1 protein-coding gene is annotated in these 1,482 nt (G+C 37.9%); it reads right to left on the bottom strand.

All coding sequences use genetic code 11. The features are described 5' to 3' along the window. The coding region (locus NI468_RS15980) for a multicopper oxidase domain-containing protein (RefSeq protein ID WP_253102609.1) at window positions 1-986 on the bottom strand (986 nt) is incomplete at its 3' end. Window positions 987-1,482: the final 496 nt, after the last annotated feature.

Genomic DNA, 1,482 nt, shown 5'->3' with positions numbered 1-1,482 from the left:
GTACCAATCGCATAACCTGAACGGTCAATTGACTCAGCTTCAATTTGATAATGTCCACCTTTTGGCTCCACAATCACATCATAAGTTTCAGCCGTACCAATACGGAATTCATCTACAGAAATGGGTTTCACAGGCTGACCATCAGCACTAACCACAGTCATTTTCAAGTTAGGAATACGGACATCGTAGAAAGACATCGCAGATGCATTCACAAAACGTAGGCGAATTTTTTCATTCGGTTTAAACATTCCTGTCCAATTTTGTTCAGGTGTTTTGCCATTAATGAGGAAGGTATAACCTGTAACATCCGACATGTCGGTTTTTAGCATACGCATCTGATTCCACATTTTGCGGTCAGACCATGTCGCTTTTATGCCATCACGTTTAACCTGCTTCCAAACATCACCCAAGGTTTCACGCTGATCTTGATAATATTCAGCTGAAATTTTAAGATCTTTCTGAATTTGATCACTGGTTTTTTCATGAAAATCTGACAACATCACCACATAGTCACGTTCAGCTTTTTCATGTGCTGCCAATGGTGTTTTACCTTTTGGATAAATCACAAAAGAACCATATAAGCCGTCTTGTTCCTGTCCTTTAGAATGAGCGTGATACCAATAAGTCCCGCTTTGGCGAATCTTGAATTTATAAACATACTCGCTTTGAGGCTTAATACCGTTAAAACCATTAAATCCTGGTACACCATCCATAATGCCCGGCAACAACAGTCCGTGCCAATGAATAGAAGAATCTTGGTTTTTTAAATTATTTTTCACGCGAATGATGGCTTCATCACCCTCTTCAAACTCAAGCAAAGGCGCAGGAAATTGACCATTTACGGTAATGCGCTTTACAGGCTTTCCAGTTGGGCTGACCACTGCTTCATCAATAACAAGCTGATATTCACGCACTTCGGCAAAAACCAAAGGCGACGATGCAAAACAAATACCTGCTAATAGGTACGAACTAATTTTATGAGACATAACTTAACCTTAATTTTTGAAAAATAAATAAATTTTAAAAAAAATTGGTTAAGTTTTAGGAGGACGTGAAATTTCTTGCCAATACCCATTTAGATATTGGTTGAGGTAATAAAAATTAGGCTGATCTATAGAATAGAAGGTATCTAGGGGATCTAGCGAGCTTTGCAAAGAATGAAGACATGAGATCTGTGTCTGGCAGGATAAGCTAGAACATTCCTGACACTTTTTGTGATCTATATTCTGATTAATAGCTAAATGATTATGGCAATCGGTATTCGTCTGTACTTCGTGATTAATACCATGTTGAGTGACTTGCTGTGCTTGATCTAAACAATGATCTTGGCTCATTTCAGTTTGCATATTGATATGCATTATCTTTACTGATGCAACAGACACACTACTCCATCCTATGGCAAAAACCATAAGAAAACAAAACCAAAGTTTTTTGGAGAGATGAGTCAACACGAATGCTATCTAGGAATAGAATTTAATCCAA

The sequence above is a fragment of the Acinetobacter lwoffii genome (assembly GCF_024129355.1).
GTDB classification, from domain to species: Bacteria; Pseudomonadota; Gammaproteobacteria; order Pseudomonadales; family Moraxellaceae; genus Acinetobacter; species Acinetobacter lwoffii_I.
This window is presented reverse-complemented; position numbering and strand designations above follow the sequence as displayed.